This is a genomic window from Ancylobacter sp. 3268 (genome assembly GCF_031456575.1).
In the GTDB taxonomy this organism is placed as follows: Bacteria; Pseudomonadota; Alphaproteobacteria; order Rhizobiales; family Xanthobacteraceae; genus Ancylobacter.
This window is the reverse complement of sequence record NZ_JAVDUX010000007.1, coordinates 78,951-103,205: the sequence shown is the minus strand read 5'-3', so window position 1 is coordinate 103,205 and position 24,255 is coordinate 78,951. Positions and strand designations below refer to the sequence as shown.

At 68.7% G+C, this 24,255-nt stretch carries 25 protein-coding genes; 11 read left to right on the top strand and 14 right to left on the bottom strand.

The annotated features are described in order from the left end of the window. The first annotated feature begins 12 nt into the window (after positions 1 to 12). Positions 13 to 1,104 carry an amidohydrolase family protein gene (locus J2X65_RS11985; protein ID WP_310201208.1) on the top strand — a complete coding sequence of 364 codons (1,092 nt, stop codon included), beginning with the start codon at positions 13 to 15 and terminating at the stop codon, positions 1,102 to 1,104. A 2-nt stretch (positions 1,105 to 1,106) separates the two neighbouring features. After that, positions 1,107 to 1,991 (top strand): polysaccharide deacetylase family protein, encoded by an 885-nt coding sequence (locus J2X65_RS11980; protein ID WP_310201206.1) that lies wholly within the window; start codon positions 1,107 to 1,109, stop codon positions 1,989 to 1,991. Here the strand turns inward: J2X65_RS11980 and J2X65_RS11975 are convergent. The 9 genes from J2X65_RS11975 to J2X65_RS11935 all read right to left on the bottom strand — a co-directional run bounded on the left by J2X65_RS11975 (position 1,988) and on the right by J2X65_RS11935 (position 10,331). After that, positions 1,988 to 2,683: a hypothetical protein gene (locus J2X65_RS11975; protein WP_310201204.1), complete on the bottom strand. Its 696-nt coding sequence runs from the start codon at positions 2,681 to 2,683 to the stop codon at positions 1,988 to 1,990. The two genes, J2X65_RS11980 and J2X65_RS11975, sit on opposite strands and share 4 nt — an antisense overlap. Further along, on the bottom strand, positions 2,680 to 3,534 hold the full coding sequence (locus J2X65_RS11970) for an ABC transporter permease (RefSeq protein ID WP_310201202.1): 855 nt from the start codon (positions 3,532 to 3,534) through the stop codon (positions 2,680 to 2,682). Before J2X65_RS11970 ends, J2X65_RS11975 begins: the two co-directional genes overlap by 4 nt. Then, the gene (locus J2X65_RS11965; RefSeq protein WP_310201201.1) at positions 3,531 to 4,340 is read right to left on the bottom strand and encodes an ABC transporter permease; all 810 of its coding nucleotides are present in this window, start codon (positions 4,338 to 4,340) and stop codon (positions 3,531 to 3,533) included. The genes J2X65_RS11970 and J2X65_RS11965 overlap by 4 nt, the downstream gene beginning before the upstream one ends. After that, positions 4,340 to 5,173, bottom strand: coding sequence for an ABC transporter ATP-binding protein (locus tag J2X65_RS11960; protein ID WP_310201200.1), 834 nt, complete (start codon positions 5,171 to 5,173; stop codon positions 4,340 to 4,342). Before J2X65_RS11960 ends, J2X65_RS11965 begins: the two co-directional genes overlap by 1 nt. Continuing rightward, positions 5,170 to 6,198 carry an ABC transporter substrate-binding protein gene (locus J2X65_RS11955; RefSeq protein ID WP_310201199.1) on the bottom strand — a complete coding sequence of 343 codons (1,029 nt, stop codon included), beginning with the start codon at positions 6,196 to 6,198 and terminating at the stop codon, positions 5,170 to 5,172. The genes J2X65_RS11960 and J2X65_RS11955 overlap by 4 nt, the downstream gene beginning before the upstream one ends. Positions 6,199 to 6,520: 322 nt before the next feature. Further along, positions 6,521 to 7,279, bottom strand: coding sequence for an SDR family oxidoreductase (locus J2X65_RS11950; RefSeq protein ID WP_310201198.1), 759 nt, complete (start codon positions 7,277 to 7,279; stop codon positions 6,521 to 6,523). Between the two features lie 11 nt (positions 7,280 to 7,290). Next, positions 7,291 to 8,292, bottom strand: coding sequence for a Gfo/Idh/MocA family oxidoreductase (locus tag J2X65_RS11945; RefSeq protein WP_310201196.1), 1,002 nt, complete (start codon positions 8,290 to 8,292; stop codon positions 7,291 to 7,293). Between the two features lie 49 nt (positions 8,293 to 8,341). After that, the gene (locus tag J2X65_RS11940) at positions 8,342 to 9,274 is read right to left on the bottom strand and encodes a 3-keto-5-aminohexanoate cleavage protein (RefSeq protein ID WP_310201194.1); all 933 of its coding nucleotides are present in this window, start codon (positions 9,272 to 9,274) and stop codon (positions 8,342 to 8,344) included. Between the two features lie 103 nt (positions 9,275 to 9,377). Then, a complete protein-coding gene (locus tag J2X65_RS11935) occupies positions 9,378 to 10,331 on the bottom strand; it encodes a cyclase family protein (protein WP_310201192.1) in 954 nt (317 codons plus the stop codon). A 373-nt stretch (positions 10,332 to 10,704) separates the two neighbouring features. Between J2X65_RS11935 and J2X65_RS11930 the strand changes: the two genes are divergently transcribed. From J2X65_RS11930 to J2X65_RS11915, 4 genes are read left to right on the top strand one after another with little or no spacing between them, the layout of a single operon-like run. After that, complete coding sequence (locus J2X65_RS11930; protein ID WP_310201190.1) at positions 10,705 to 11,538, top strand: alpha/beta fold hydrolase; 834 nt, start codon at positions 10,705 to 10,707, stop codon at positions 11,536 to 11,538. A 5-nt stretch (positions 11,539 to 11,543) separates the two neighbouring features. After that, positions 11,544 to 12,443, top strand: coding sequence for an NAD(P)-dependent oxidoreductase (locus tag J2X65_RS11925; RefSeq protein ID WP_310201187.1), 900 nt, complete (start codon positions 11,544 to 11,546; stop codon positions 12,441 to 12,443). 3 nt (positions 12,444 to 12,446) lie between these two features. Continuing rightward, positions 12,447 to 12,884, top strand: coding sequence for a heme-binding protein (locus J2X65_RS11920; RefSeq protein WP_310201185.1), 438 nt, complete (start codon positions 12,447 to 12,449; stop codon positions 12,882 to 12,884). A gap of 5 nt (positions 12,885 to 12,889) precedes the next feature. After that, the gene (locus J2X65_RS11915) at positions 12,890 to 13,615 is read left to right on the top strand and encodes an SDR family oxidoreductase (RefSeq protein WP_310201184.1); all 726 of its coding nucleotides are present in this window, start codon (positions 12,890 to 12,892) and stop codon (positions 13,613 to 13,615) included. 4 nt (positions 13,616 to 13,619) lie between these two features. On the opposite strand, the gene J2X65_RS11910 is transcribed toward J2X65_RS11915, so the two are convergent. Next, the gene (locus J2X65_RS11910) at positions 13,620 to 14,513 is read right to left on the bottom strand and encodes an AraC family transcriptional regulator (protein ID WP_310201182.1); all 894 of its coding nucleotides are present in this window, start codon (positions 14,511 to 14,513) and stop codon (positions 13,620 to 13,622) included. A 144-nt stretch (positions 14,514 to 14,657) separates the two neighbouring features. On the opposite strand from J2X65_RS11910, the gene J2X65_RS11905 reads away from it, so the two are divergent. Then, entirely contained in the window at positions 14,658 to 15,413 is a 756-nt protein-coding gene (locus tag J2X65_RS11905; RefSeq protein WP_310201180.1) for an SDR family oxidoreductase, read from the top strand. 51 nt (positions 15,414 to 15,464) lie between these two features. Here J2X65_RS11905 and J2X65_RS11900 read toward each other — a convergent pair whose 3' ends face one another. After that, positions 15,465 to 15,653, bottom strand: coding sequence for a hypothetical protein (locus tag J2X65_RS11900; RefSeq protein ID WP_230361638.1), 189 nt, complete (start codon positions 15,651 to 15,653; stop codon positions 15,465 to 15,467). Positions 15,654 to 15,804: 151 nt separating this feature from the next. Here J2X65_RS11900 and J2X65_RS11895 point away from each other — a divergent pair, with 151 nt between their 5' ends. From J2X65_RS11895 to J2X65_RS11880, 4 genes are all read left to right on the top strand, one after another. After that, a complete protein-coding gene (locus tag J2X65_RS11895; RefSeq protein ID WP_310201176.1) occupies positions 15,805 to 16,971 on the top strand; it encodes a fused response regulator/phosphatase in 1,167 nt (388 codons plus the stop codon). A gap of 64 nt (positions 16,972 to 17,035) precedes the next feature. Continuing rightward, complete coding sequence (locus J2X65_RS11890; RefSeq protein ID WP_310201173.1) at positions 17,036 to 19,387, top strand: response regulator; 2,352 nt, start codon at positions 17,036 to 17,038, stop codon at positions 19,385 to 19,387. 5 nt (positions 19,388 to 19,392) lie between these two features. Next, entirely contained in the window at positions 19,393 to 19,764 is a 372-nt protein-coding gene (locus J2X65_RS11885) for a response regulator (protein ID WP_310201171.1), read from the top strand. Between the two features lie 141 nt (positions 19,765 to 19,905). Beyond that, positions 19,906 to 21,486, top strand: coding sequence for a Na+/Picotransporter (locus J2X65_RS11880; RefSeq protein ID WP_310201169.1), 1,581 nt, complete (start codon positions 19,906 to 19,908; stop codon positions 21,484 to 21,486). A 31-nt stretch (positions 21,487 to 21,517) separates the two neighbouring features. On the opposite strand, the gene J2X65_RS11875 is transcribed toward J2X65_RS11880, so the two are convergent. The 3 genes from J2X65_RS11875 to J2X65_RS11865 all read right to left on the bottom strand — a co-directional run bounded on the left by J2X65_RS11875 (position 21,518) and on the right by J2X65_RS11865 (position 24,128). Then, the gene (locus J2X65_RS11875) at positions 21,518 to 21,940 is read right to left on the bottom strand and encodes an ATP-binding protein (RefSeq protein WP_310201166.1); all 423 of its coding nucleotides are present in this window, start codon (positions 21,938 to 21,940) and stop codon (positions 21,518 to 21,520) included. A 28-nt stretch (positions 21,941 to 21,968) separates the two neighbouring features. Further along, positions 21,969 to 22,301, bottom strand: a complete 333-nt coding sequence (locus J2X65_RS11870) for an STAS domain-containing protein (protein ID WP_310201164.1) — start codon at positions 22,299 to 22,301, stop codon at positions 21,969 to 21,971. 111 nt (positions 22,302 to 22,412) lie between these two features. Continuing rightward, complete coding sequence (locus J2X65_RS11865; protein ID WP_310201162.1) at positions 22,413 to 24,128, bottom strand: solute carrier family 23 protein; 1,716 nt, start codon at positions 24,126 to 24,128, stop codon at positions 22,413 to 22,415. Positions 24,129 to 24,255: the final 127 nt, after the last annotated feature.

The following is a 24,255-nucleotide window of genomic DNA, read 5'->3' as shown; positions in this document are numbered from 1 at the left end:
AAAGGACGTTTCATGGACCACAGCATCATCGACGCCCGGACGCTGGGCGGCAATGTGAACCGCTACGGCCCCACCTCGGCGCGCCGGCCATCGCCGACCCCCGCCCGGCTCGACACGGTGACGGTGGATATCCACGCCCATGTCGCGGTGCCGGCCGCGCAGGCCTATGTGCAGCCGCATCTCGATGTCGGCCAGATCGCGATGGTGAAATATTCCAACGACGAGACGCGGGCGGTGAACCAGCGCCAGGACCAGGACCGCGCCTCCACCATGGTCGACATCGACGACCGGATCAAGGTGCTGGACAAGCTGGGCATTTCCATCCAGGTCGTCGCCCCGCCGCCGTTCCAGTGCTATTACACGGTGGATGCCGAGCACGGCGTCGTCGCCAACCGCATGGTGAATGACGGCATCGCCGCCTTCGTCGCCAAGCGGCCGGATCGCTTCGCCGGGCTGGGGACGCTCGCCATGCAGGATCCGGCCAGCGCGCCGGCCGAGCTGGAGCGCTGCGTGCGCGAACTCGGGCTGAAGGGCGTGCAGCTGCTCACCAATGTGAACGGGAAAGAGCTTTCCTCGCCGGAATTCGAGCCGGTCTTCGCCAAGGCCGAGGAACTCGGCGCGCTGATCATGATCCACCCGAACGGCTTCACCGGCGGCGAGCGGTTCACGCGGTTCTACTTCAGCAACATCATCGGCAATCCGCTCGAGACCACGGTGGCGCTGCACTATCTGATCTTCGACGGCGTGCTGGAGCGGCACCCGAAGCTGAAGCTGCTGGCGGTGCATGGCGGCGGCTACCTGCCGGGCTATTCCGGGCGCATCGACCACGCCTGGGGCGCGCGCAAGGATTCGAATGGCGGGCTGCCCAAGCCGCCGACCGACTATCTGCGGCGGGTCTATTTCGACAGCGTGGTGTTCACCCCGCACCAGCTCGAATACCTCGTGAGGACCTACGGCGCCGACCACGTCGTCATGGGCACCGACTATCCCTATGACATGGCCGATTACGACCCGGTGCAGCACATACTCAGCGTCGAGAGCTTCGACGACGAGACGCGCGCCAAGGTCGCCGGCGGCACCGCCAGGGCGCTGCTGGGGCTGTGAGCATGGATCTGTTGAGTGAGCGCGCGCCGTATCTGGCCTTTCCGGACCGGCCGCGCCTGCATCTGCCCGGCGACGCGCGCGTCGCCGTGTGGATCATCGTCAATGTCGAGGAATGGTCGATCGCCCGCGCCATGCCGCGCACGGTGCTGCCGCCGCCCATGGGCCAGCCACTGATGCCGGACCTGCCGAACTGGGCCTGGCATGAATACGGCATGCGAGTCGGCTTCTGGCGGCTGCTGAAGGCGATCGAGTCGCGTGGCCTGCGCGCCACCTTCGCGGTCAACGGCCATGTCTGCCGCTCCTATGAGCGGGTGGCGCGGGCGGCGCGGGACGCCGGGTGGGAGTTCATGGGGCACGGGTTCGTGCAGCAGCCCATGCACCATGTGGAGGACCAGCGGCAGGCGATCTTCGACACGGTCGAGACCATCCGCGACTTCACCGGCCGGCCACCTCCCGGCTGGGAGAGCCCCGGCCTCACCGAGAACGACCAGACGCTCGATCTCCTGAAGGAGGCGGGCATCGGCTATGTCGCCAACTGGGTGATCGACGACCTGCCGCTGGAGCTGTCCACCGCGCACGGGCCGATGCTGTCGGTGCCCTATTCGGTGGAGACCAACGACATCGTCGTCCATGCCGTGCAGCACCAGCCCTCCGATGCCTTCCAGCGCCGCTGCATCGACCAGTTCGACCGGCTTTGGGAGGAGGGGGCCGACAACGCCAAGGTGATGGCGATCAGCACGCATCCCTATCTGACGGGCGTGCCGCACCGCATCGGCTATTTCGAGGAATTGCTCGACTACGTGCTGTCGCGCCGGCAGGTGGCGATGATGACCGGCGAGGAGATCGCCGACTGGTATCGCGCCAGTAACGGGGCGGGGCCGGGCTAGAACGCCGGCAGTCGGGGGGCGCCGGGGGCGACGGGCAAGGTCTCGTCCCGCCAGAACGCGCCTCCCGTCTCGCCCAGCAGCGCCGCGAAGGTCTCCGGCCTGCCGATATCGCCGGCCGTCAGGCAGGTGAAATGGATGCCGGCCGCCGCCAGGCACGCGCGTCGGCGACGCTCCGCTGCCGGCATCAGGGCGGAGGGAGCGAAAAGGACGGCCTCCGCATAGCCACCCAGCCAGAAGAACATGTCCACCGGGATCGGCTCGGTTCCGCCGCCTTCCGCCGGCAGCGGCAGCAGCGCGCGCGGCAGCGGCAGAGGCGCGGAATAGAGCATATCCTCCGGCGCGAACAACCCGGCCAGGGGACCGAGCCGCCGGGCGATCTCCTCGCGATGATCGGCGACGACCCGGCGCAGATGGGCGAAATAGTCGTCGATGAACCGTACGGCCGTGCCGTTCCAGCCGCCCGACAGATGCTTGAGATGATCCGCCAGGCATAGGTCGGTCGCGACCTTTTCCTGGCCGATGACCGGCAGCGGCAGCTCGAAATCCTCGCTGTTGAGACGCAGCACCTCCCCCGGATGCAGCCGCACCCGGGGGAGGTTGACGAGGCCGGCCGCCTCCGCCGGCGGCTTGCCGGCGCCATAGGCAACGACCATCGGCACCGGCCCGGACGGAGCCTCTGCCGCCGGCGTCACCGGCGGCTCTCGGGATGCCAGATCAGGATGCGGCGGCGGATGAACTCCACGCTCTTCACCACCACGAAGCCGAGGAGGATGATCTGCACGATGCCGGCGAACACGCCGACGGAGTCGGCGAACCGCCCGGCCATGATCATCGCGCCGCCGACGCCGCGCCCGCCCATCAGCATCTCGGTGACGACGGTGGTGATCATGCCCACCGGCAGCGCCACCTGCAGCCCGGTGAGGATCTGCGGCATCGCCATCGGCAGATAGACCTCCCAGAGCAGGTCCCGTTCCCTGGCGCCGAAGGAGCGGGCCGACCAGATCGGCCATTTGTCGAGGCTGGAGCAGCCGGCATAGGTCGCCGCCACGATGGGGAAGAAGCAGGAAAACGCCACCATGATGATCTTCGAGGTGTCGTAGATATCGAACCACAGGATGAAGATCGGCAGGAAGGCGATCTTCGGCATGGGAAAGCCGATCGACACCAGCGGATCGAAGAACCAGCGCACCACCGCCGAACGCGCCATCAATATGCCGACCGGGATGCCGATGACGGCGCCGATCGCGAAACCGGTGAGCGCCCGGTAGAGGGTGAGGCCGAGATCGACCGGCACGGTGCCGGCGAGGACATCTTCCCAGATCCTGCCCAGCACCACGCTGAGCGGCGGCAGCAGGAAGGGATTGAGGGCACCGAAGCGGGCACCGAACTCCCAGATGCCGGCGAGGACGACGACCACCGCCACCTGCACGCCGACATCGACCACCTGCGGCGAGATCGAGCGGGCGGGGCGCGGCGCCGGGACCTTCTGCACCGGCGACTTGCGGGCATCGGCGAGAGGGCGGGCCTCGGCCATGTTCATCATGCCTCCCTCCAGCGGAGCACGCGCCGGGACAGCATCGCGTAGAGGCGATCGGCGGCGAAGCCGATGCCGGCGACGAAGAAGATGGCGGCGAACATGGCGGGATACTGGCCGCCGTCACCGAGCGAGGAGATCATGAAGCCGACGCCATCGGTCGCGATGACGAATTCCGAGCTGACCATCAGGATGAAGGAAAAGGCCAGGGCGGTGCGGCAGCCATTGAGGATGTCCGGCATCGCCGCGCGCAGCACCACTTCCCGCAGCACCTCGAAGCGCGAGGCGCCCAGGCTCGCCGCCGACCACAGCAGGAACGGGTTGACCCCGCGCGCGCCATTATAGGTGCCGACCACCACCGGCAGCAGGCAGCCGAGGAAGATCAGCAGGATCTTCGAGGAGTCACCCAGCCCGAGCCAGATCATCACCACCGGGATCAGCGCCGATTTCGGCATCGGGTAGAAGATCTGCACGATCGGGTTGATGAGCAGCCGTACCGTGCGGAACGACGCCATCAGCAGACCCGCCGCCACGCCGACCACCACCGCGGCGCCGAGGCCGGTGGCGGCGCGGCTGATCGAGCGCGCGGTGTTGTAGAGCAGGTCGCCGCCGAACAGCATGGCGGAGAAGGCCGAGAAGATGTCGCCGAGCCCCGGCAGCATCTGCTGCGAGACGAGGCCGCTGAGGCCGAGGAACTCCCAGCCCAGCGCCAGGAGCAGCAGCGGCGAGAACCGCAGCGCCGTGTTGACGACGGTGTAGGACCATGACGGGCCGCTGCGGCGCCGATCCGGTTTGCCGGCGAGGACGTCGGTCATCAATGCGCCCCTCGCGTCGCCGCCACCGCCTGTTCGCGCACCAGCCGCCAGATATGCTCGCTGAGGCCGATGAAGGCGCGGTTCTCCAGGATTTCCTCGCCGCGATCCTTCGGCAGGTCGACGTCGATGACGTGCTGGATGCGGCCGGGGCGGGCGCTCATGATCGAGATGCGGTCGGCGAGGAACACCGCCTCCTGCACATCATGGGTGACGAACACCACCGTCTTGCGGCTGTCGCGCCAGATGGTGCGCAGCTCTTCCTGCATCACCCGCCGCGTCTGCGCGTCGAGGGCGCCGAACGGCTCGTCCATCAAGAGGATGCCCGGATCGACCGCCAGCGTGCGGGCGATGGCGGCGCGCTGCTGCATGCCGCCGGAAAGTTGGGAAGGATAGGCGTTCTCGAAGCCGGTGAGGTGCACCATGTCGATGTAGCGCTGGGCGCGCTGCTCGCGCTCGGCGGCGGCGAAGCCCGCCTTCCGGAGGCCGTAGAGCACGTTGTCCTTCACCGTCTTCCACGGGAACAGCGCGAAGTTCTGGAAAACGATGCTGCGGTCCGGGCCCGGTGCGGTGACCGGTCCGGCCGATGTGGAGATCACCCCCGCCTGCACCGGGATGAAACCGCCGATCAGATACAGCAGCGTGCTCTTGCCGCAGCCCGAGGGGCCGAGCAGGCAATGGAACTCGCCATCGCCGATCTCGAGGTTGATGCCGTCGAGCGCTAGCATGCCGCCGGCGGTGCGGGCGCCATAGGTGTGGGAGACGTCGCTCACCGAGATGCCGCTGGCGGTGTGGGCCCGGCCGCGCGTGGCGACCGCGGTGTGGAGCATGCTCATTGGCTGGCCTCGATCCGCTTCTGCGCTTCCTTGACGAAGCTGAGATCGACATAGTCCGGGTCGACCTTGATGCCGCGCGGGGCGAGGCCGAGATCGACGGCGATGTCGACGCTCTCCTGGATCGCCTTGACGTTCGGCACCATGAAGGGATCGCGGAAATAATCCTCCTTGGTGAACAGGTAGCCGAGCGTCTCCGGCGGCTGCTGCATGAAGGTGGCGATGATCTTCACCGCCTCGTCATGGTTCTTCGGATCGGTGAACCAGCGCACGGCGCGCACGTGGTCCTCGAAGAAGTCCATCAGCGCCTGTCGGTTGTCGTTCAGGAACTTTCCATTGGCCGTCAGGAAGACGAGCTGCGAGGGGCCCATCGCATCCTTGGAGGTGAACAGCACCTTGTATTTGCCGGTGGCGAGCAACTGGTCCGACATCGGCTGGAGCACGGTGCCGAGGTCGATCTTCTTTTCGTCGATCATCGCCGGGATGTTCGGGAAGGCGACCTCCACCATGGTGTAGTCGCGCTTGTCCTGCATGTTGTTCTTGCGGAACATCGCCCGCATCGCGGTGTCCGAGGCCGAGCCGATGGCGTTGGTGCCCACCCGCTTGCCCTTCATATCCGTCACCTTCTCGATGCCGGAATCGGCGCGGACCATGAAGGTCTCGCTGTGATAGTCGCCGACGCCGTCCTGGATGATGTCGGCCACCACCTTGGCGTCGAGGCGGGCATTGGTGACAGCGAGCGCCAGCACCAGCGGGCCGAAGGCCGCCATGTCGATCTCGCCCGCCGCCATGGCGGTGATCTGCGGCGAGGAGCCACGGAAGCGGATCGGCTCCACCGTGTAGCTCTTGCCGTAATATTTGAGGATTTCCGGCTTGCTGTAGAGCACCGGGATGAGATGCCCCGGCATGGTCGACCAGCCGATGCGGATCTTCACCGGGTCGGCGCGCGCCGCCGACATGCCGCCGGGGGTGATGATGAGGGCCGCCAAAGCGGCCGCGAGCGCCAGAGCGCCGCGTCGTGTTGCCATGGTCGTCTTCTCCCGATGCCCCCGGATCGTTGCCGGGCGGCTTGTTGTTCTGGGCAGTGTCGTCCGGGCCGTTCCACGAACCCCGCGCGGGCAATGGGCATCCCGGTCGGCTTGTTGTCGTCGGCTTGGCGTTGCCCGCCGCTGGTTCTCAACGCGGCGGTGCAGGTTTATTTATCGGTAGATAATCACGCGGATTTTCGATCATGTCAACGATGCAAGATGATTTGCGCTTCGTTCGCAAGCTGAATCCATGCCGCGCCGCAGCGTCTGCCGCCCGGCCGGCGGCCGGCGCGTCGTCAAGGCGTTGCAAGGGGAAAGGCTGTCAGCGGCCGCCGGCCACCGGCACGATCGCGCCGGTCACATAGGCGCTGGCGGGGGAGGCGAGCCACATCACGATATCGGCAACCTCCCCGGCCGTGCCGGGGCGCTGCATCGGGATCGACGGGCCGAGGCGCTCCAGCCGGTCGGGGGCACCGGCGGCGGCGTGCAGATTGGTGGCGATGAGGCCGGGCGCGACGGCGTTGACGCGGATGCCTTCCGCCGCCACCTCGCGGGCGAGGCCGATGGTGAGGCTGTTCACCGCGCCCTTGCTGGCGGCATAATGCACCCATTCGCCGGCACCGCCGAGCTCGGCGGCGCGCGAGGACATGTTGACGATGACGCCGCCGCGTCCGCCATGGCGGGTCGACATGCGCTTCACCGCCTCGCGGCAGCACAGGAAGCTGCCGAGGACGTTGATCGCCATCACCTCGGCAAGAGCCTCCGCGCCGATCGCCTCCACCCGGCCGAGCGGGCCGACGCCACCGGCATTGTTGACCAGCACGTCGGGCGGGCCGAAGCGGGCGTCGACCGCCTCGAACAGGGCGAGGACGTCGGCTTCCCGCGCCACGTCGGCCCGGACGATCAACGCCTCGGCGCCGGCGGCCTCGATGCCGCGGGCGACCCGTTCGGCCCCGGCGGCATCGCCCTTGTAGCTGAGCGCCACGCGAAAGCCGGCGAGGCCGGCGGCACCGGCGATGGCGGCGCCGATGCCCTTGGAGCCGCCGGTGACGATCAGGGTGCGGGGCGTGGCAGTGCTCATGGCGATCTCCCTCAGGCGACAGTGACGAAGCGGTCCCGGCCGACGGCGGCGACGATCGCCTCCAGCACCGCGACGCCATGGATCATCTCGGCCGGCGTGATCGGATAGGGGGCCTCGCCTCGCACGGCGCGGGCGAAGGCCTCCAGCTCGGCGCGCAGCGTGTCGAAGCCGGCCAGCGTTTCATGGGTGGCGGCCGGTGCCGGCTGGCCCGGCGCCGACGGGGCCGGCTCCAGGCTGAAGGCATCGAGCGTCGGCGTGGCGATGCTGGCCACCGCCCTGGCGCCGTAGGCCGCGAAGCGGAACACCGGCGCCGTCGCGGTGAAGGCGAGCAGGGTGCCGGTCTGCCCGCTGCGGAAGCGCAGCATCACCGAGGTGGTGTCCTGCGCCCCCGACGGCGCGGCGCGGTTGACGCTCTGGCAGGCGACGGCCTCGATCTCGCCGAACAGGTCGATCATCGAATCGACCAGATGGATGCCGAGCCCGGTCATGCCGCCGGCCGGCGACTGCTCGGGATCGGTGCGCCACACCCCCTTGGGCAGGAACAGGCCGGTGGGCGAGCTCATCTCGCCATGGCAATGCAGGATGGTGCCGAGTTCGCCGGCGCGCACCAGGGCGCGCAGTCGCTGCATGTGCGGGTGGAAGCGCCGGTTATGCCCGAGGGCGAGCGTGACGCCGGCGGCCTCGGTCGCGGCGACTGCCGCCTCGGCGCTCGCCTTGCTCATGGTGAAGGGCTTCTCCACGAAGACGTGCTTGCCGGCGCGCGCGGCGGCCTCGATCTGCACGGCGTGCTGGAGATGCGGCGTCGCCAGCACGACCGCCTCGACGGCGGGATCGGCCAACACCTCCCGATAGCTGTCCCTGAGGGCGATACCGGCGGTGGCGGCGAACGCCTCCGCCCTGGCGCGGTTGCCGGTGGCCCCGCTGGTGAAGCGGAGCAGGCCGCTGGTGCCTTGCACCGACCCGACGAGGGTCTGGCCCCAGCGGCCCAGCCCGATGATGGCGGCGTTCAGCATGTTCGGACAGTCCTCCGGTCAGAATTCACGTCGTCCGCCCTCCGCCCGATCAGAAGCCCACCTGGTCGGCGCCCTTCAGATCCAGCATCTCGCGCGCTTCCTCGGGCGTGGCGATCTCGAGGCCCATGCCTTCGAGGATCTGCCGCGCCTTGCGCACCTGCGCGCCGCTCGACGGCGCCAGCTCGCCCGGCCCGATCCACAGCGAATCCTCCAGCCCCACCCGCACATTCGACCCCATCGAGGCGGCCATGGCGGCGACGCGCAACTGCGAGGCGCCGGCTCCCAGCACCGACCAGCGGTACTGATCGCCGAACAGCCGGTCGGCGGTGCGCTTCATGTGCATGATGTCCTCGGGATGGGTGCCAATGCCGCCGAGAATGCCGAATACTGACTGCACGAACAGCGGCGGCTTGACGAGGCCGCGATCGAGGAAGTGCTTCAGATTGTAGAGATGCGCGATGTCGTAGCACTCGAACTCGAAGCGGGTGCCGTTGCCGTAGCAGGTCTCCAGAATGTACTCGATGTCCTTGAAGGAGTTGCGGAACACCAGGTCGCGCGTGGCTTCCAGATGCTGGCGCTCCCACTCGAATTTGAAGTCCTTGTAGCGGTCGAGCAGGTGATAGAGGCCGAAATTGATCGAGCCCATGTTGAGGGAGGCGACTTCCGGCTTGAAGCGGGCGGCCGGCAGCACCCGCTCCTCGACCTTCATATAGGGACTGCCGCCGGTGGTGATGTTGATGGCGGCGGAGGTCTGCTGCTTGATCTGCGGCAGGAAGCGGCCGAACGCCTCCGGCGTCTGGTCCGGCTTGCCGGTCTCGGGGTTGCGGGCGTGCAGATGCAGGATCGCGGCGCCGGCCTCGGCGGCGCCGAGCGCGTCGGCGATGATCTCGTCCGGCGTCACCGGCAGATGCGGCGACATGGACGGGGTGTGGATCGCGCCGGTACAGGCGCAGGTGATGATGACCTTGCGGGCGGCAGCCATGATCGGCTCCAATCAATGAGCGGCAGGATGAGCGGCGAGGGAGCGGCGGCGGGGAAGGCGAAGGCCTCCGTGCCGCCGTCCGGCGAGGTCGGCCGACGCGGCGCTACTTGATCGCCTGCGGGTTGATCGGCGAGCCGGTGCCGCCGGTGATGATCAGCGGCGGGCCGCAGAAGAAGAACTCGTAGACGCCGTCCCTGGCGCAGTCCTCGGCGAGCTCCTTCACATAGAAGATCTCGCCCATGCACAGGCCCATGGCGGGGATCACCACCCAATGCCAGGGCTGGTTGGCCTCGGTGGTCTCGTTCGGCCGCACCTCGACGCCCCAGGTGTCGGAGCAGATCGCGGCGATCTCCTTCTCGTGGCACCAGTAGCAGTTCTCGAACTTGACGCCCGGCGCGTCGCCGCCGGCATAGCCGCCCCATTCGCCTTCCGCCAGGCAACGCTCCATCTGGCCGGTGCGGAGGATGACGAAGTCGGCGCGGCGGATCTCGACGCCCTGGGCTTTCGCGCAGGCATCGAGCTCGTCATTGGAGATGGATTCGCCGTCCTTCAGCCAGTCGACGCCGCGGAAGCGGGCGATGTCGAGCAGGACGCCGCGCCCGCTCATCTTCGACTTGGAGTGCTCGATGCCGAGCACGTTAAGGCCGCGGGCGTTGATGTGGCGCGGGTCGTGGCCGTTATAGGCCTTGTCCTCGTAGAAGATGTGGCCGAGCGCGTCCCAATGGGTGGCGCCCTGCACGCACAGGTTCAGCGTGTCGTCGGCGTAGCGGATCTTGTTCCAGTCCTGCTGGCCGGTGACGGCGTCGGTGCCGGTGGCGAGCATCTGGTGGATCGGGTTGAAGCGGCCGCCGAACAGGCCGTTCTGCGGGCCCTCGCGGTCGAGCGGGATGCCGAGCGCGAAGGTGCGGCCGGTCTTGATCAGCTTGGCGGCGTCGACGATGTCCTGCGGCGTGACCAGGTTGAGGGTGCCGCTGTGATCGTCCTTGCCCCAGCGACCCCAGTTGGAAAGCTTGCGCGAGGCTTCCTCGATCGCAGCGAGTCCGACGTCGATATCCATTGGGTTTCCTCACTTTTCTGGATTTTTGGCCCGGCCCGCCATGCGGCAGGATCCGGGTGGAAGTGGCTGTGCAGCACGGCCTCCGACTGCGGCGTCGATGATGGCGGGATGGGCTTTGCAACCGCGTCAGATTTGTTTATCGTTTGATAAATATCAAATCGAACCGCCGCCTTTGTCAATCGTCCGGCCACGTCAATGAGAGGAAAGGCGAGGCCGCCATCCGGTCCGGCGCGGTCCGCCGGACGGCAATCAGCATTCATGATCGGCGGGATCAGAACTTATGGTTTCGCCGCCCGCGCGGGGCGCCGCTAGCGTCGCGACGGGCCGGAGGCGGCAAACGCCCCGGAAACACCAACGGGAAGGGAGGCGCCCCATGACGGGCATCATGACGACGGGTATCACGGACATCGTCGCCTCGGGCGACGCGGAACTCGCGCTGCGGGTGGATGGTGCCGGGCATCTGCCGTGGATCGTGCTGTCGAACTCGCTGGCCGCCGACCTGACCATGTGGGACGACCAGATCCCCTTCCTCACCCAGAGCTACCGGGTGCTGCGCTACGACACCCGCGGGCATGGACGCAGCAGCGCGCCGGCAGGCCCTTACAGCTTCGACATGCTGGTCGCCGATTTCATCGCGGTGATGGACCATGTCGGCATCCGGCAGGCCGATGTGCTCGGCCTCTCCATGGGGGGAATGACGGCGCTCGGCGTCGGCCTCGCGCATCCCGAGCGGGTGAACCGGCTGATCTGCGCCGATGCCCGCGCGGATGCGCCGCCTCCCTTCGTCGCCGGCTGGGACCAGCGCATCGCCGCCGTCGCGGCAGGAGGAATGGGCGCGGTGCTGACCGGCACCCTCGAACGCTGGTTCACCGCCGAGACCCGGCAGACCCGGCCGGAGGTGGCCGATCGCGCCGCGCGCATGGTGCTGGCGACCTCGCCGACCGGCTATATAGGCTGCGCGCAGGCGCTCAAGGGCCTCGACTATCTGCGGCATCTGCCGCGCCTCGAGCCGGAAACGCTCTATATCGTCGGCGCCGAGGATGCCGGGGCGCCGGCGGAGGCGATGCGGGCCATGGCGGCGGTGACGCCCGGGGCCCAGTTCGAAATCCTGCCCGGTGTCGCGCATATCGCGAACATGGAGGACGTCGCCGGCTTCAATGCGCGGGTGGCGGAGTTTCTCGACATTTCCAGGCAAGCGGCGGAGTAGCGCGCGTGACGACTGCGACGAAGGAGACCGTCGGGATCATCGGTCTCGGCATCATGGGCTCGGCCTATGCGAAAAACCTGCTGGACAGCGGCCATGCGGTGGTCGGCACCGACATGGCCGAGGAGGCGATGGCGGCATTGGCCGGGCAGGGCGGCCAGCGCGTCGCCACCGCCCGCGAGGTGGCGGCGGCGGCGGATATCCTGCTGCTGGCGCTGCCCTCGGTGAAGGCGCTGGAGACGGTGACGAAGGAGATCGCCGAGGTCGTGCGGCCCGGTGCGGTGGTGTGCGAGATGGGCACGCTCCCCATCGACGCCAAGGAGGCCTGCCGCACCGCGCTGGAGGCGAAGGGCGCTCATGTGCTCGACTGTCCGGTGAGCGGCACCGGCGCGCAGGCGGCAAAGCGCGACCTCTCCATCTATGCCAGCGGCGACGAGGCGGCCTTCCGCAAGGTGGAGGCGGCCTTCGCCGGCTTTGCCCGCGACGTGCGCTATTGTGGCGGCTTCGGCACCGGCATGAAGCTGAAATACATCGCCAACCTCTTGGTGACGATCCACAACCTCTCCACCGCCGAGGCGCTGCTGCTGGCCGAGCGCGCCGGGCTGGACCTCAATCTCGTCTATGACGCGATCCGGCCGGGCGCGGGCGGCTCGCGCATGTTCGACGTGCGGGCGCCGCTGATGATCGAGGAGCGCTACGAGCCGGCCACGATGAAGATGGACATTTACATCAAGGATCTCCAGCTCATCATGGACTTCGCCCGCGAGATGCGCGCGCCCACCCCGCTGATGACGGCGAGCCTGCCTTTCTATTTCGCCGCCCTCGCGCAGGGGCGCGGCAAGGAGGACACCGCCTCGCTGTTCGCGGTGCTCAAGGGCATGACCGAAGCGCATGGCAAGGGGGAGTGAGCCGTGGCGGACCTCACCCTCGAACAGGCCGACACCATCGGCCGCGTCGCGCTGGAACGGGCGCGGGCCGGCGATAGCCAGCCGCTCACCGTGGTGGTGCTCGATGCCGGCGGCCATGTGAAGCTCGCCCGGCGCGAGGACGGCAGCGGCATTGCCCGCTTCGATATCGCCCATGGCAAGGCCTGGGGCGCGCTGGGCATGGGCATCTCGTCCCGCGGCCTCGCCGCGCGGGCGGCGAAGATGGGCACCTTCTTCACCGCGCTCGCCGCCGTCACCGAGGGGCGCATGGTGCCGGTGCCGGGCGGCGTGCTCATCCGCGACGGCGGCAACCGCATCATCGGCGCGGTGGGGATCAGCGGCGACACCTCTGATGTTGATGAGGCCTGCGCGGTCGCCGGCATCGAGGCGGCCGGCCTCGCGGCCGATATCGAGGAGCGCTGAGCCCGATGCTGCCGATGCTCGCAGGAAAGACGGCGGTGGTGACGGGTGCCGGGCGCGGCATCGGCCGGGCGACCGCGCTGGCGCTGGCGCAGGCCGGCGCCCGCGTCATCGCCGTGGCGCGGACCCGCGCGGATCTCGATGAACTCGCCGAAGAGGGAGAAGGGCGGATCGAGCCCTGCGTGGCGGATGTGCGCGATGCGGACTTCCTGACCAGCATCGAGGCGATGGGCGAGCTCGATATCCTCGTCAACAATGCCGGCGGCAACCGGCCGAAGATGATGGTCGATGTCGACGACGAGACGCTCGACTGGATGATCGAGCTCAATATCCGCTCGGTCTACCGGGTCGCCCGCGCCGCGGCGCGCGCGATGGATCGCGGTGGCGTCATCGTCAACATGTCGTCGCAGATGGGGCATGTCGGCTCGCCCAAGCGCACCGTCTACTGCATGACCAAGCACGCGGTGGAGGGGCTCACAAAGGCGATGGCGGTGGAACTCGCGCCGCGCGGCATCCGCGTCGTCGCCATCGCGCCGACCTTCGTGGTGACGCCGATGACGCAGGGCATGTTCGAGGATCCCGCCTTCCGACAGTTCGTCTACGACATGGTGCCGCTGAACGAGCTGCCCGCCCCGGAGGACATCGCCCAATCGATCCTGTTCCTCGTCTCGCCGGGCGCGCGCTTCGTCACCGGCGACAGTCTCAGGGTCGACGGCGGCTGGACGGCGCGCTGACCGGCTAGGCCGCCGCTTCCATCCCGTTCCGGGCGCTCTTCATATCCCGCACCGGCGGCGCGCCGAACATGCGGCCATATTCCCTTGTGAACTGCGGCACGCTCTCATAGCCGACCGAGAAGGCGGCCTGGCCCGGATTGAGCCCTTGCGACAGCATCAGCCGGCGCGCCTCGATCAATCGCAGCTGCTTCTGGAACTGCAGCGGCGAGAGCGAGGTCACGGCGCGAAAATGCTGGTGGAACGAGGACGGGCTCATTCCCGCCACGGCGGCAAGGTGGGCCACCGTGAGCGGCCGGGCGAACTCGGCGCGCAGCACGGCGACCGCGCGTGCCACCCGCCGGACATGGCCGTCCGGATAGCCGAGGCGGCGGATCGCCGCGCCGTGCCGGCCGGCCAGCAGCCAGTAATGCATCTCCCGCACGAGCTGCGCCTGCAATACCGGCACCGAGGCCGGGCGCTCGACGAGGCGCATCAGCCGCAGCGCCGCATCGGCGACGTCGGCATCGGTGGGCTCGACCTGCACCGGCGCCGCGTCGGTGACCGGCGCCGCCGTCATCTCCACGGTCAGCTCGGCGATCACGGCCGGATCCAGATCCAGCACCAGCGAGAGATAGGGCTCGCCGACGCTGGCGTGCAGGATCCGGCTTGCCGTCGGCACATCCGCGGTGATGAGCAGCGAGTCGCCGGCGCTGAAGGTGAAGGCCTGGCCGGCCATGGCGACTTGCTTGCTTCCCTGCACCACCAGCGCGACCAGCGGCCGGGCGATGGCATAATCGAGCCCGCTCGGCGCGGTGGCGCGAAGGGTGGTGAGGCCGGGAATGGGCGTGCGCGCCACCCCCGCCGCATCGGCATGCAGCTGCGTGTAGCGGCGGACGGCATCGAGCAGGGTGTCGATCATGAGGCGATCCTAGCCGAGCCGGGGCGCCCTGCGAAGCGGTCTCGTAGGAATAGGCAAGACATGTCGAGCTTTCGGCAACAAGCGCCGGCGCGTCGCTCCGATGATCGGGTGGTCTCAACATCTCATGACACAGGAGCTGTTCCCATGACGAAAATCGCGATCGTGACCGGCGGCAGCCGCGGCCTCGGGCGCAATACCGCCCTCCACATCGCCCGCAAGGGCGGCGATGTGGTCCTGACCTATCGCAGCCGGGAGGAGGACGCCCAGGCCGTGGTGGCCGAGATCGAGGCGATGGGCCGGAAGGCGGTGGCGCTGCAGCTCGATACCGGCAGCGTCGCGGCCTTTCCCGCGTTCGCGCAACAGCTGCGCACGGCATTGCGCGCGACCTGGCAGCGCGACAGCTTCGATCATCTCGTCAACAATGCCGGGCATGGCGAACATGCGCTGATCGGCGACACCACCGAGGAGCAGTTCGACCGGCTGGTGGACGTGCACTTCAAGGGGGTGTTCTTCCTCACCCAGACGCTGCTGCCGCTGATCGCCGATGGCGGCCGCATCGTGAACCTGTCCTCGGGGCTTACCCGCGTCGCCACTCCCGGCTGGTCCGCCTATGCGGCGGTGAAGGGCGCGGTCGAGGTGCTCAGCGTTTACCTGGCGAAGGAACTGGGCAGCCGCGGCATTGCTGTCAACACCGTGGCGCCGGGGGCGATCGAGACCGACTTCTTCGGCGGCGCCGTCCGCGACACGCCGGCGTTCAACGCCTTCTTTGCCGGCATCACCGCGCTGGGGCGGGTCGGCGTGCCGGACGATATCGGGCCGATGATCGCCAGCCTGCTCACCGAGGACAACCGCTGGATCAATGCCCAGCGGATCGAGGTCTCCGGCGGCCAGGGCATCTGAGCAACGCGGGGGAGGGCGGTTTCCCCGCCGCGGGCGTCGACGCCGAGCCGGCTATTCCCGCATGATCGGGGCGACGCCCGGGCCGACGGCGATCTCGTCGCTGACGAAGCCGAGCACGGCCAGCACCAGCAGCACGATGACCAGCACGCCGATGAGGCCGCGCAGGCCGTAGGCCCGGTGGCCGGCATAGCCGCCGCCCAGCAGGACGAGTATCAGGATCAGCACGATGATCGTCAGCATGAGGCTCTCCGCTTCTTGCCTGTGAATGCGGGAGCGGGCGGCGGGGTTCCGTCGCTGCCAAGCGTTGCGAAGCGGCGCGATTGCGCAGATAGTCCGGCCGCGGCGCCGCAGGGCGCCTTCCCGATCCGGCGCAACGTGGTGGTGTCGCGGCATGGTGGACCAGAATGCGGCCATCCTGGTGGTCGACGACGTGGCCGAGAACCGCGATCTGCTCGCCCGCCGCCTGCGCCGGCTGGGCCTCAGCCGCATCGACGAGGCGACCAACGGCCACGAGGCGCTGGCCGCCATCGCCAAGACGCCTTACGACCTCGTGCTGCTCGACATCATGATGCCGGAGCTCGACGGATTCGGGGTGCTGGAGGCGCTGCGCCGCGACGGCCGGCTGAACGAACTGCCGGTGATCGTGGTTTCCGCGCTCAACGAGCTCGATCCGGTGGTGCGCTGCATCGAACTCGGCGCCGACGACTTCATCTTCAAGCCGTTCAACCCGACGCTGCTGCGCGCCCGCGTGCTCGCCACGCTGGAGAAGAAGGCGCTGCGCGACCGCACCCGCGACGAGCTGAAGCGCAAGCAGGCCGAGCTGAACGAAGCGCGCACCCTCCAGCTCGATCTGGTGCCGCCGCCTTTTGCCGGCGAGGCGGCGGGCCGGCGCATCGCCATCGAGGCGCTGCTGGAGCCGGCAAAGGAAGTGGGCGGCGATCTCGTCGACTATTTCTTCATCGGCGACGACCGGGTCGTGTTGGCGCTTGGCGACGTTTCCGACAAGGGCGCCGGCGCGGCGCTGATGATGGCGCGCACCCACGCGCTGTTCCGGGCGCTGGCGGCACGGCCGGACGCGCCGGAACTGTTCGCCGATCCGGCGCGGGCGGTCGGGCTCGTCAACGAGGCGCTGGCGCGCGGCAATGCCGGCTGCATGTTCGTCACCTTCGCGCTGGTCAGCGTCGACCTGGCGACCGGCGCGTTCGCCTATGTGCGCGCCGGCCATGTGCCGCCCTATCTCGCGCGCCGGGACGGCGGGGTCGCGCGCCTTGGCGGCGGCAGCGGGCCGGCGCTGGGCATCGTCGAGGGTTTCGCCTATCGCGCCGAGCGCGGCGACCTGACGCCGGGCGACCGGCTCCTTGTGGTGACCGACGGTTTCACCGAGGCGCAGAACCCGGCCGGCGCGCTTTATGGCGAAGAGCGGGTCGGCGACCTGCTGGCCGCCGCGCCGCAAGGGGAGGGGTGGACCCTGCCCCTGCTGGTTGACGCGGTGCGCGTCTTCGAGGCCGGGGAGCCAGCCTCGGACGACATGGCGGCGATCCTTTTGACCTTCGCGTAATCTGGCCGGAATCGCCGCCGCGCCTTATTGCAGGCCGGTGCGCAAGCTTGGGGGAACGAGACCGATGGGCAGCGACGCGGAACAGCGGGAAGGCGAAGCCTGTCCCTTCGACGCCGGCGGGCTGGGGCGCGAGGCGACGCTGCTGCGGGCGACGCTGGAGAACATGGCGCAGGGCGTCGCCATGTACGATGCCAATTACCGCCTCGTGACCTGGAACCGGCTGTTCCGCGAATATCTCGACATGCCGGACGAGTTCTTCACCTCCGCCCATACCTTCCAGGATTATATCCGCTACCTCGGCGCACGCGGCGAGTTCGGCGACGATATCGACATAGAGCAGGTGCTGGCCAAGCGCGTGGCCCAGCTCGACCATCCCCATCGCTTCGAGCGCACCCGCCCCGACGGCACCGTGCTGGAGGTACGTCGCGATCCGGTGCCGGGCGGCGGCTTCATCGCCATCTATACCGACATCACCGAGCGCAAGCTGGCCGAGATGAAGCTGCGCGAGGACGAGGAGCAGTTGCGCGCCATCGACGCCGCCGCGCCGGTCGGGCTCATCATCGTCGACCGCGCCAGCCACACCCTCCTGCATGTGAATGGCGGGGTGGAGCGGCTGCTCGGCCGCCCCGCCGCCGCCTTCACCGGCCGGCCGGTGGAGGATGTGCTGGACAGCCCCGAAAGGGGACGAGAGCTGTGGGACATCCTCTCCGGCCCGCCCAGCGAGCGGCGGGAGTTCGTGCTGCTGCGGCCGGACGGCACGCCGGTCTGGACCATGGTCGCCCATGGCGATCTCGACTTCCGCGGCGCGCCGGCGATCATCGCCACCTTCGTCGACATCACCGACCGGGTGAAAATGGAGCAGGACCTGCGCGACGCCAAGGAAGCGGCGGAATCGGCAAGCCAGGTGAAGTCCGCCTTCCTCGCCAATATGAGCCACGAACTGCGCACGCCGCTCAACGCCATCATCGGCTATAGCGAGATCCTCAGCGAGGACGCCGCCGACAATGGCGACACGGCGATGGTGGCGGACCTCGACAAGATCCAGGCGGCCGGCAAGCACCTGCTGGGGCTCATCAACGACATCCTCGACCTGTCCAAGATCGAGGCCGGTCGCATGGACGTCTATCTGGAGCAGGTGTTTCTCAACCGCACCGTGGACGAGGTGCGCACCATTGTCAGCCCGATGATGGAGAAGAACGGCAACCGCCTCGTCATCGACTGCCCGCTCGATCTCGGCTCGCTGCGCACCGACGTCACCAAGCTCAAGCAGAGCCTCATCAACCTGCTGTCGAACGCCGCCAAATTCACCAAGGACGGGCAGGTGAGCCTCACCGTCACCCGGCAGCACAGCGGCGAGGGGCCCGGCTCGGTGCGCTTCGAGGTGCGCGACACCGGCATCGGCATGACCGAGGAGCAGATCGGGCGGCTGTTCCAGGCCTTCACCCAGGCGGATTCCTCCACCACCCGCAATTTCGGCGGAACCGGGCTCGGGCTGACCATCACCAAGCATTTCGTCGCCATGCTCGGCGGCACCATCCTGGTGACCAGCGTGCCGGGAGAGGGCTCCACCTTCCTCATCGAGCTGCCGGCGGAGGCGGCGGTGGCCGCCGAGCCGGCAAAGCCGCTGGTCGATGCCGGCGCGCCGGCCGATGCCGGGGCGATCACCGTGCTGGTGGTCGATGACGATCCCGCCGTCCACGAGGTGCTGGCCGCCACCCTCGGCAAGGAGGGCTATGTGCTGCGCCACGCCCGCGACGGCATCGACGCGCTCGACATCATGCGCCGCGACCCGCCCGACATTGTCACGCTCGACGTGATGATGCCGAAGATCGACGGCTGGTCGGTGCTCGGCATCATGAAGTCCGAGCCGGAGCTGGCGCATATCCCGGTCATCATGCTCACCATCGTCGACGACCGGAATCTCGGCTATGCGCTCGGCGCCTCCGAATACATGACCAAGCCGATCGACCGGCAGCGCCTGCTGGGGCTGATCCATAAATTCACCCCCGGCGACGGCGCGGGCCAGGTGCTGGTGGTGGACGACGACCCGGATGTGCGGGCGATGGTGCGCGCCGCCATCGAGGATGGCGGGCTGCACGCCGCCGAGGCCGGCAACGGGCGTGAGGCCCTGGCGTGGCTCAATGTCCACCCGGCGCCGTCGCTGGTGCTGCTCGACCTGATGATGCCGGTGATGGACGGCTTCACCTTTCTCAGCGAGGCGCGCGCCAACCCCGCCCATGCCGACCTGCCGATCGTGGTGCTGACGGCGAAGGAACTCACCGAGGCCGAGCGCAGCTATCTGGCGCAGAACACGCTACTCATCCTCAACAAGAGCGCCCAGCCGATCGGCACGCTGGGCGCGGCGCTGGCGGCGATCGCCGGGCGCAGCAAGGTCGCGACCGGACGGGCAGGATGACAGGCATGGCGACGATACTCCTCGTCGAGGACAACGAGATGAACCGCGACATGCTCTCGCGGCGTCTGCTGCGCAACGGCTTCGAGGTGCTGCTGGCGGTGGACGGGCAGCAGGGCGTCGATCTCGCCAGCGCGCGCCGCCCCGACATCATCCTCATGGATATGAGCCTGCCGGTGCTGGACGGCTGGGAGGCGACGCGGCGGGTGAAGGCCAATCCCGCCACCGCCGCCATTCCGGTGATCGCGCTCACCGCCCACGCGATGGAGCAGGACCGCGCGGCGGCGCTGGCGGCCGGCTGCGACGATTTCGACACCAAGCCGGTCGAGCTGCCGCGCCTGATGGGCAAGATCAGGGCGCTGCTCGGCGAGGCCGGCTGAGCCGGCGGCCGCGTCGCTCTTTGCCGGCCCCGGTGTTGCATGGGGCGATGGCCGGGCTGCATAAAGCCTGTCCGGACTTTTCGTGCATGAGCCGTCAAGGGGATCGGATGCCGTTCTTGCTTCTTGGGGGTCGTTGATCGCATGGCGACCCTGGCGCTGCTGCTCAGCGGCCTCGGCCTGTTTTTCATCGGCGTGCGCGCTTTGTCCGCCAATCTGGTGCCGCTGGTCGGCCGGCGCGGCCGTGCCGCCTTCTCCCATGCGCTGCGCGGGCCGATAAGCAGCGCGGTGAGCGGCACCCTCGCCGGCATCGTGACCCAGAGCTCCACGGCGGTGTCCTGGATCATCGTTTCCTTCATCCGCGGCGGCGTGCTGCCGCCAGGCCCGGCGCTCGGCGCGCCGAACTGGGCCAATGTCGGCACCGCCCTGCTGCCGCTGATCGTCGCCATCGACACCTCGACGGCGGCGGGGGTGGTCATCGGCATCGCCGGCTTCGTCACCTATTTCAAGCTCGCGCGCGGCGAGCGCATGCGCCATGTGGTGGAGGCCGCGCTCGGCGCGGCGCTGCTGCTGTTCGGCATGCATCTGGTCGCGGTGGCGGTGGGGCCGGTGCGCGACAGCCTGATGCACAATCCCTGGTGGGAGGTCGCGCTCCAGCATCCGCTGCTGCTGGCACTGATCGGCTTCGGCTTCTCGCTGGCGGCGCAATCCTCCTCGGTCGCGGCGGCGATCGCCGTCGCCGCGGTCGGTGGCGGGTTGCTCGACCTCAGCTCGGCGCTGCCGCTGGTCGCCGGCGCCAACGCCGCCGGCATGGTCAACAATGCCGTGATGGTGCCGGGCGAAACCATGGCCGGACGGCTGATCTTCGCCATCCAGGTGGTGCAGAAGGGAGCCGGCTCGCTGCTGCTGGCGCTGGTCTGCGTCGCCGCCGCGCTGTTTCCGCAGGCCCTCGCGGGCGTGCTGCCCGCCGATGGCGATCCGCGCGCGCAGATTGCGGTGCTGTTCCTGCTGGCACAGATCGGCGGCGCCTTCATCGCCTCGCTCACCCAGCCGATGACCCGCCGCCTGATGGAGCGCCACCTGCCGGCCAGCCCCGCCGAGACGCTGGCGCAGCCGGCCTTCCTGCTGCGGGAATCGCTGTCCGATCCCGCCGCCGCGCTCGACCTCGCCGTGCGCGAGCTGGCGCGGCTTGCCGAGCGGTTGCCGATGATGCTCGACAAGGTGCGCGAGGAGCCGGATGCGACCACGCCCGCTCCGGCGATGCTGAGGGTGGCGGGCGTCACCCTCGCCGGCAGCGTCAAGGCCTATCTGGCCGCGCTGCTGGACGGCCAGATGAGCCGGCGGCAGATAGCCGTGGCGCTGTTGCTGGACGATGCCGCCGCCAATGTCGGTGCCCTCCACGATGCGCTGGGCGAATTCGCCGAGGTCGCCGGGCCGGCGCAGGCCCTGCCCACCGCCAGGCGGCTGATCGAATCCCTGCACGCGCTGCTCGGCGCGGTGGCGGAGCATGGCGAAAGCCTCGGGGCCGAGGATCCCGAGATGGTGCTCAGCCTGCTCGGGCACCGGGACCAGGTCATGGAGGCGCTGCGTCAGCGCCTGTCCTCGCAGAACGCCGTCACGCCGATGCAGCAGGATGCGCTGTTCCGGATGACCATCCTGTTCGAGCGCATCGTCTGGCTGGCGCGCCAACTGGTCAACAGCCTCACCCAGGCCCATCGCGCCTGAGCGCCAGCCGGCACCCCGGCCGGGTCCCCCTCTAGGCGTCGAGCGCCAGCGCGAGCGTCACCACGTTGCGCTCGTCCTCGCGCCGGTAGGCGAAGCTGGTGGCCAGGGTGCGCACCAGATGAACGCCGAGGCCGCCGATGCGGCGCTCCTCGATGGAGCCGGAAAGATCCGGCGCCGGCGCCGTCAGCGGATCGAAGGCGTCGCCATCATCGGCGATGACGATTTCCAGATGCTCGACGCGATGGCGGATCGACACGGTGATCTCGCCCTGCCGGTGGTCGGGATACCCGTAGTCGACGGCGTTGTTGACGAATTCGTCGATGGCGAGGGTGAGACGATGCGCCGTCTTGGGCGGCAGCGCGACGGCTTCGCCGAAGAAATCGAGCGCCCGCACAAGCGGCCCGAGTTCCGCAAGGTCATTGGCGAGGCGAAAGTCGATCCGGTCGATGATCATGTGCCCCCGGCCATATCGGATCGAGCGATCAGCCCAGCGTCGCCAGCGCGGCGTCGCGGTTCGGATGGATCGGGATCAGCGTCGAGAAGCCGCTGACGTCGAACACCTCGTGCACCGGCGGGATCAGCCCGCAAATGGCGAGGACGACGCCGGAGCCCTTCGCCAGCTTGGCGGCCTTCAGAACCACCCGCAGCCCGGCCGAGCTGATATAGGTGAGCTCGGCGAAATCGAGCAGCAGCACGCTGCTGCCCTCCGGAATCGCCGCCATGAACTCGTCGAGCTTCGGCGAGGTCGAACTGTCGAGACGCCCCTTCACGGTGGTGATCACCACGTTCTTTTCGACAAAGCGGTCGATCTGCATCGAAGACACGGCTCCGGCTCTAGGGTTCGGCGGACGCAGGGATGCGCCCGCATGCTTTCGCACCAGAACTATCCGAGATCGGCGCTTGCCGGCAAGCCGGCTCGACGCGCCTCAGTGCTCGAAGCGCAAGGTGAGCGTCTGGCGATCGCCGCTCTTGCCGATCACCAGCTTGTCGGCGCGCTTGCTCAGCATGTAGCCGACGAAGCGGGCCACGGCCGCACTGTCGCCAAGCAGGTCCTCGGGCGAAGGGCGCAAGGTCGGAATCTCGATGGGCTCGCCCTGATAGGCGAGCACGATGTCGAAGTTCATCTCGTCGAATTTCGCCCGCATCTCCAGCGTGCCGGGAGCGATGCCGGTGTCGAGCAGCATCTCCACCGCTTCCGCGACCACCGGAATGGCGGCGGAAACCACGTCGCGCCGCGCACCCCATACATCGCCCTGACTTTCGAGAAACTCGGTGGCGACGGTGAACGGGTTGTCGTCGGTGGTCACCGTTACCGCCGCTTCCTGGCGGATGCCGATGCGGAAGAACAGGTTGAGGGCGACGGCGACGGCCGTCGATACCGACAGCGGCGATTCCAGGATCGGCTGCGCCCAGCTCGGCGCCGCATGGACCAGCTCGGGCAGGATCGCCACCGCCAGCCCGGCCATCACCGCCAGACCCACGGTGAAGATGCGCCGGTCGCTCAGCCGCCGGGACAGGATGAGCTCCATGCCGGCGACGATCAGGAACGCGGCGCTGTAGACCAGGATCGCGCCGACGACGGGATCGGGAATGACCGTCAGCGCGCCGATGAGCTTCGGCGAGAAGGCGGCGAGCAGGATCATCACCCCGGCGACGACGCCGATGCGCCAGGCGGTGGCGCCGGTGGCGAAGGCGACGCCGATGGCGGCCGAGGAGGAGGCGCTGGCGAAGCCGCCGGTAACGGCGGCGCCGACGTCGCTCAGCGTGTTGGCGCGGATGGCCCGCGCCGCCTGTCCCATGTCGGCGCGGCGCCAGTCGGCGTCGTCCATGCGCTGCATGGATACCACCGTGCCGAGCATGTCGACGGCCGAAATGATGCCGGTCAGCACCGCCGCGGGCAGCATGGCCCAGGAGAAGGCGAGGCCGGGCCAGCCGAGCTGCGGCAGATCGACGAGGGCGAGCGCGCCGAGCCCGGGTTCCGCCGGAGCGCGGGCGACCCCGACATAGGCGGCGAGCACCCAGCCGACGCCGGCGCCGATGGCGACGGCGAACAGCCGCAGCGCGCCGCGCGAGAAGATGGCCAGCACGATGATGATCAGGAGTGCGGTGAAGCTCACCAGCGGATAACGCAGGTCGAGCAGCGTCGTCACCTCATGGGCACTGAGCCCGAACATGCGGCGCAGCGCCGGCGCGGCCAGCGCCACGCCCAGCATGGTCACGGCAACGCCGCAAATCTCCGGCGGGAACATGGCCCGCATCGCCCCCTGAAACCGGGTGAGGGAGAACTGCGCGGCCGCCGCGATCAGGCTCATCGCCGCATAGAGCGCGGGGCCGCCGGCCGAGAGCGCCTGCACCGCAAGCGGCAGATGCGGGGTGTTGGGAATCTGCACCAACAGCAGGCCGGCGCCGGATTTCGATCGCGGCAGGCATTCGAGGATGGTCGCCACCCCCATGAAGATGATGCAGCTGGTGATCAGGATCTGGGTGTCGCTGAAGGACAGTCCGGCCTCGGTGGCCGCGACCAGGGGATAGACCACGAAGAGCAGCGCGAGCGTCGCATGCTGCACGCCGAGAATGAGCAGCGTGCCGAGCGGCATCTTGTCGTCGGCGGCATAGACGATGTTAGACGGTTTACGCGGCATGGAGGGAGGCACCGGCGGGTTGGACAGGGCAGGGACGGACGCCTCGCTTCCCTCCGCCACCATCGACCTCGAAAAGGCCGTACACGCTGCGATCATAGATCGGGGAATCCGTTGCGCTGACTATGAA

What these genes read in the sequence shown, in the direction of transcription:
- J2X65_RS11910 (WP_310201182.1), bottom strand. Translation starts at nt 14,513, where the DNA reads ATGATCGACACCCTGCTCGATGCCGTCCGCCGCTACACGCAGCTGCAT.
- J2X65_RS11960 (WP_310201200.1), bottom strand. Translation starts at nt 5,173, where the DNA reads ATGAGCATGCTCCACACCGCGGTCGCCACGCGCGGCCGGGCCCACACC.
- J2X65_RS11885 (WP_310201171.1), top strand. Translation starts at nt 19,393, where the DNA reads ATGGCGACGATACTCCTCGTCGAGGACAACGAGATGAACCGCGACATG.
- J2X65_RS11935 (WP_310201192.1), bottom strand. Translation starts at nt 10,331, where the DNA reads ATGGATATCGACGTCGGACTCGCTGCGATCGAGGAAGCCTCGCGCAAG.
- J2X65_RS11945 (WP_310201196.1), bottom strand. Translation starts at nt 8,292, where the DNA reads ATGCTGAACGCCGCCATCATCGGGCTGGGCCGCTGGGGCCAGACCCTC.
- J2X65_RS11955 (WP_310201199.1), bottom strand. Translation starts at nt 6,198, where the DNA reads ATGGCAACACGACGCGGCGCTCTGGCGCTCGCGGCCGCTTTGGCGGCC.
- J2X65_RS11880 (WP_310201169.1), top strand. Translation starts at nt 19,906, where the DNA reads ATGGCGACCCTGGCGCTGCTGCTCAGCGGCCTCGGCCTGTTTTTCATC.
- J2X65_RS11965 (WP_310201201.1), bottom strand. Translation starts at nt 4,340, where the DNA reads ATGACCGACGTCCTCGCCGGCAAACCGGATCGGCGCCGCAGCGGCCCG.
- J2X65_RS11930 (WP_310201190.1), top strand. Translation starts at nt 10,705, where the DNA reads ATGACGGGCATCATGACGACGGGTATCACGGACATCGTCGCCTCGGGC.
- J2X65_RS11875 (WP_310201166.1), bottom strand. Translation starts at nt 21,940, where the DNA reads ATGATCATCGACCGGATCGACTTTCGCCTCGCCAATGACCTTGCGGAA.
- J2X65_RS11895 (WP_310201176.1), top strand. Translation starts at nt 15,805, where the DNA reads ATGGTGGACCAGAATGCGGCCATCCTGGTGGTCGACGACGTGGCCGAG.
- J2X65_RS11985 (WP_310201208.1), top strand. Translation starts at nt 13, where the DNA reads ATGGACCACAGCATCATCGACGCCCGGACGCTGGGCGGCAATGTGAAC.
- J2X65_RS11905 (WP_310201180.1), top strand. Translation starts at nt 14,658, where the DNA reads ATGACGAAAATCGCGATCGTGACCGGCGGCAGCCGCGGCCTCGGGCGC.
- J2X65_RS11900 (WP_230361638.1), bottom strand. Translation starts at nt 15,653, where the DNA reads ATGCTGACGATCATCGTGCTGATCCTGATACTCGTCCTGCTGGGCGGC.
- J2X65_RS11915 (WP_310201184.1), top strand. Translation starts at nt 12,890, where the DNA reads ATGCTGCCGATGCTCGCAGGAAAGACGGCGGTGGTGACGGGTGCCGGG.
- J2X65_RS11865 (WP_310201162.1), bottom strand. Translation starts at nt 24,128, where the DNA reads ATGCCGCGTAAACCGTCTAACATCGTCTATGCCGCCGACGACAAGATG.
- J2X65_RS11950 (WP_310201198.1), bottom strand. Translation starts at nt 7,279, where the DNA reads ATGAGCACTGCCACGCCCCGCACCCTGATCGTCACCGGCGGCTCCAAG.
- J2X65_RS11940 (WP_310201194.1), bottom strand. Translation starts at nt 9,274, where the DNA reads ATGGCTGCCGCCCGCAAGGTCATCATCACCTGCGCCTGTACCGGCGCG.
- J2X65_RS11970 (WP_310201202.1), bottom strand. Translation starts at nt 3,534, where the DNA reads ATGATGAACATGGCCGAGGCCCGCCCTCTCGCCGATGCCCGCAAGTCG.
- J2X65_RS11890 (WP_310201173.1), top strand. Translation starts at nt 17,036, where the DNA reads ATGGGCAGCGACGCGGAACAGCGGGAAGGCGAAGCCTGTCCCTTCGAC.
- J2X65_RS11980 (WP_310201206.1), top strand. Translation starts at nt 1,107, where the DNA reads ATGGATCTGTTGAGTGAGCGCGCGCCGTATCTGGCCTTTCCGGACCGG.
- J2X65_RS11870 (WP_310201164.1), bottom strand. Translation starts at nt 22,301, where the DNA reads ATGCAGATCGACCGCTTTGTCGAAAAGAACGTGGTGATCACCACCGTG.